Source organism: Pseudomonas sp. Colony2, assembly GCF_019382755.1.
Classification (GTDB): domain Bacteria; phylum Pseudomonadota; class Gammaproteobacteria; order Pseudomonadales; family Pseudomonadaceae; genus Aquipseudomonas.
Genome location: NZ_CP080030.1, coordinates 2,079,797 through 2,083,208, shown reverse-complemented (window position 1 = coordinate 2,083,208; position 3,412 = coordinate 2,079,797). Strand labels below are relative to the sequence as shown.

At 59.1% G+C, this 3,412-nt stretch carries 4 protein-coding genes; 3 read left to right on the top strand and 1 reads right to left on the bottom strand.

Features of this window, described 5'->3' with window-relative positions:
• Positions 1–81 precede the first annotated feature (81 nt).
• Positions 82–435 carry a hydroxyisourate hydrolase gene (gene uraH, locus JV201_RS09005; RefSeq protein WP_003209117.1) on the bottom strand — a complete coding sequence of 118 codons (354 nt, stop codon included), beginning with the start codon at positions 433–435 and terminating at the stop codon, positions 82–84.
• Positions 436–897: 462 nt separating this feature from the next.
• On the opposite strand from uraH, the gene puuE reads away from it, so the two are divergent.
• From puuE to alc, 3 genes are all read left to right on the top strand, one after another.
• Positions 898–1,824 (top strand): allantoinase PuuE, encoded by a 927-nt coding sequence (gene puuE, locus JV201_RS09000; RefSeq protein ID WP_008432189.1) that lies wholly within the window; start codon positions 898–900, stop codon positions 1,822–1,824.
• Entirely contained in the window at positions 1,821–2,336 is a 516-nt protein-coding gene (uraD, locus tag JV201_RS08995) for a 2-oxo-4-hydroxy-4-carboxy-5-ureidoimidazoline decarboxylase (RefSeq protein ID WP_102368455.1), read from the top strand. The genes puuE and uraD overlap by 4 nt, the downstream gene beginning before the upstream one ends.
• An 80-nt stretch (positions 2,337–2,416) precedes the next feature.
• On the top strand, positions 2,417–3,412 hold the full coding sequence (gene alc / locus JV201_RS08990) for an allantoicase (RefSeq protein WP_003209112.1): 996 nt from the start codon (positions 2,417–2,419) through the stop codon (positions 3,410–3,412).

Sequence of the window (3,412 nt, the reverse complement as noted above, 5' to 3'; positions counted from 1 at the left end):
TCAGCAGGCGAAAAAAAGCCCGCAGTGTGAGCGGGCGAAAAACCAACGAAGAGCTTTGGGGGTGTGAAGCGCGGTGACGACTCAGCTACCGCGATAGGTGGAGTAGCTGTAAGGCGAAATCAGCAAAGGCACGTGGTAGTGATCCTGTTCGGCGCTGATGCCGAAGCGCAGCACCACCACATCGAGAAACGCAGGTTCGGGCAGTTGCACACCGCGGGCGCGGTAGTAATCGCCGGCGCTGAACTGCAACTGATAGACACCGCTGCGGTAGTCATCGCCTTGCAGCAGGGGTGCATCGCAGCGGCCGTCGCTGTTGGTCAGGGTGCTGGCGACCAGCTCAAGCTGTGCGCCCTCGACACGGTACAACTCAACCTTGATCGCGCTGCCGGGGCAGCCATGCGCGGCGTCCAATACGTGTGTGGTCAAACGTCCCATAGCGTCTGCGCGCCTCCCGAAATCAGTAAAAAATGAAAGACCGCACCTTTTCAGGTCACTGAAAAAGCCGGCGATTGCTGATTAAGACACTTTTCAAAAAAATTGTACACAATAAATTCAACAAGCCCGCTTTCCGTTGCTGACATCGATTCTGCAGGAGCGCGCTTGCTCGCGAAGATCGTCAACGATAACGCAGCGCTTCAGGGTTAACGAGGCGCTCTCAGGTTTTTCGCGAGCAAGCTCGCTCCTACAGTGAATGAGGTTTTTTTCAATTTAGCTGACCAGTCAGGCAGGTTTCTTGCAGTGCTATTCTACAAAGACCCTGCGGAAAAAATGCAGAAATACAGGCTTACAAAGTGCACGCTAAGTTGTATACAATCAGTCATCGTTGTGACGCCACCCAGTCTTTCCGCTGCCCGGCCGCCACACACACCGCTACCACGAACAAGAAGGAAGACTGCAGTGAGCGCTGACTACCCACGCGACCTGATCGGTTACGGCAGTAACCCTCCTCACCCACACTGGCCGGGCAAGGCCCGTATCGCCCTGTCGTTCGTACTCAACTACGAAGAAGGTGGTGAGCGCAACATCCTGCACGGCGACAAAGAGTCGGAAGCCTTCCTGTCCGAGATGGTCTCGGCGCAACCGCTGCAAGGCGAGCGCAACATGAGCATGGAGTCGCTGTACGAATACGGCAGCCGTGCCGGCGTGTGGCGCATCCTCAAGTTGTTCAAGGAATTCGATATCCCGCTGACCATCTTCGCCGTGGCGATGGCGGCCCAGCGCCACCCGGATGTGATCCGCGCGATGGTCGCCGCCGGCCACGAGATCTGCAGCCACGGCTACCGCTGGATCGACTACCAATACATGGATGAGGCCCAGGAACGCGAGCACATGCTCGAAGCGATCCGCATCCTCACCGAACTCACCGGCGAGCGCCCACTGGGCTGGTACACCGGCCGCACCGGCCCCAACACCCGGCGGCTGGTAATGGAGGAAGGCGGTTTCCTCTATGACTGCGACACCTATGACGACGACCTGCCCTACTGGGAACCCAACAACCCGACCGGCAAGCCGCACCTGGTGATCCCCTACACCCTGGACACCAATGACATGCGCTTCACCCAGGTCCAGGGTTTCAACAAGGGCGACGACTTTTTCGAATACCTGAAAGACGCCTTCGACGTGCTGTATGCCGAAGGCGCGGACGCACCGAAAATGCTCTCCATCGGCTTGCACTGCCGCCTGATCGGCCGCCCCGCGCGCCTGGCTGCGCTCAAGCGGTTTATCGAATACGCCAAGGGCCATGACCAGGTGTGGTTTACCCGCCGCGTCGACATCGCCCGTCACTGGCATGACGTACACCCTTTCCAGGGAGCCGCCAAATGACCGCGTTCCAAACCCTGAAACCGTCGACCCTGAGCCGCGACGAATTCGTCAAAGCCTTCGCCGACATCTACGAACATTCGCCATGGGTGGCCGAAAAGGCCTTCGACCTGGGCCAGGACGCTTCGATCGACGAGATCGAAACCCTGCACCAGCGCATGAGCGACATCCTGTTGAGCGCCGATCACGCAAGCCAACTGGCCCTGATCAACGCTCACCCGGACCTGGCGGGCAAAGCGGCCGTCCAGGGCCAGTTGACCGAAGCCAGCACTAATGAACAGGCTGGCGCCGGTATTCACCAATGCTCGAGCGACGAGTTTTCGCGCTTCACCGAGCTGAACGATGGCTACAAGGCCAAGTTCAAGTTTCCCTTCATCATGGCGGTAAAAGGCAGCAACCGGCACCAGATCCTTGCCGCGTTTGAAACGCGCATTCACAACTCGGTGGAAGCCGAGTTCAAATGTGCGCTGGCCGAGATCAATAAAATCGCGTTGTTCCGATTACTGACCCTTTAGCAGACCTGGCCCGAGCGGTTCATGAACGCCCAGGGCCTGGCGAGCATCCCAAGCCACTTACTTTAAGGCAGACAAGAAGAATGAAAGCGCAACCCGTACCTTTCGAAAAGTTCGTCAACCTGGCCGACGCCCGCCTGGGCACCAAGATCATCTCTGTCACCGATGACTGGTTCGCCGACGCCAACCGCCTGTTCCAGCCGACCCCGGCCGTGTGGAAGGAGGGCGTTTTCGATGACAACGGCAAGTGGATGGACGGCTGGGAGTCGCGCCGCAAGCGCTTCGAAGGCTACGACAGCGCAGTTATCCGCCTGGGCGTACCGGGTTCGATCAAAGGCGTGGACATCGACACTTCATTCTTCACCGGCAACTTCCCGCCATCGGCGTCCCTGGAAGCCTGCTTCCTGGCGTCCGGCGAGCCGGATGACAACACCCAATGGGTTGAAGTGCTGTCGGCGGTGGAGCTGCAAGGCAACAGCCATCACTTCCACGAGATCAACAACGACCAGGCCTTCAGCCACCTGCGTTTCAACATCTACCCGGATGGTGGCGTGGCCCGTCTGCGTGTGTACGGCATTCCGTTCCGCGACTGGTCGGCGGTGGGCGACAACGAACAGGTGGACCTGGCTGCTGCATTGAACGGTGGCCGCGCACTGGCCTGCTCCGATGAACACTTCGGGCGCATGAGCAACATCCTCAACCCAGGCCGTGGCATCAACATGGGCGATGGCTGGGAAACTGCTCGTCGTCGTACACCGGGCAATGACTGGGTGATCGTCGCACTGGGCCACCCGGGCGAGATCGAGAAGATCGTGGTCGACACCCTGCACTTCAAGGGCAATTACCCGGACACTTGCTCGATCCAGGGCGCATTCGTGAAGGGCGGCACCGACAGCCAGATCGAAACCCAATCGCTGTTCTGGCGCGAACTGCTGCCGGCGCAGAAACTGGAAATGCACGCTGAACACACATTTGCCGAGCAGATCAAGGCGCTGGGCCCGATCACCCACATTCGTCTGAATGTGTTCCCGGATGGTGGTGTGAGCCGCCTGCGGGTTCTCGGTAAGGTCTCGAAGTAA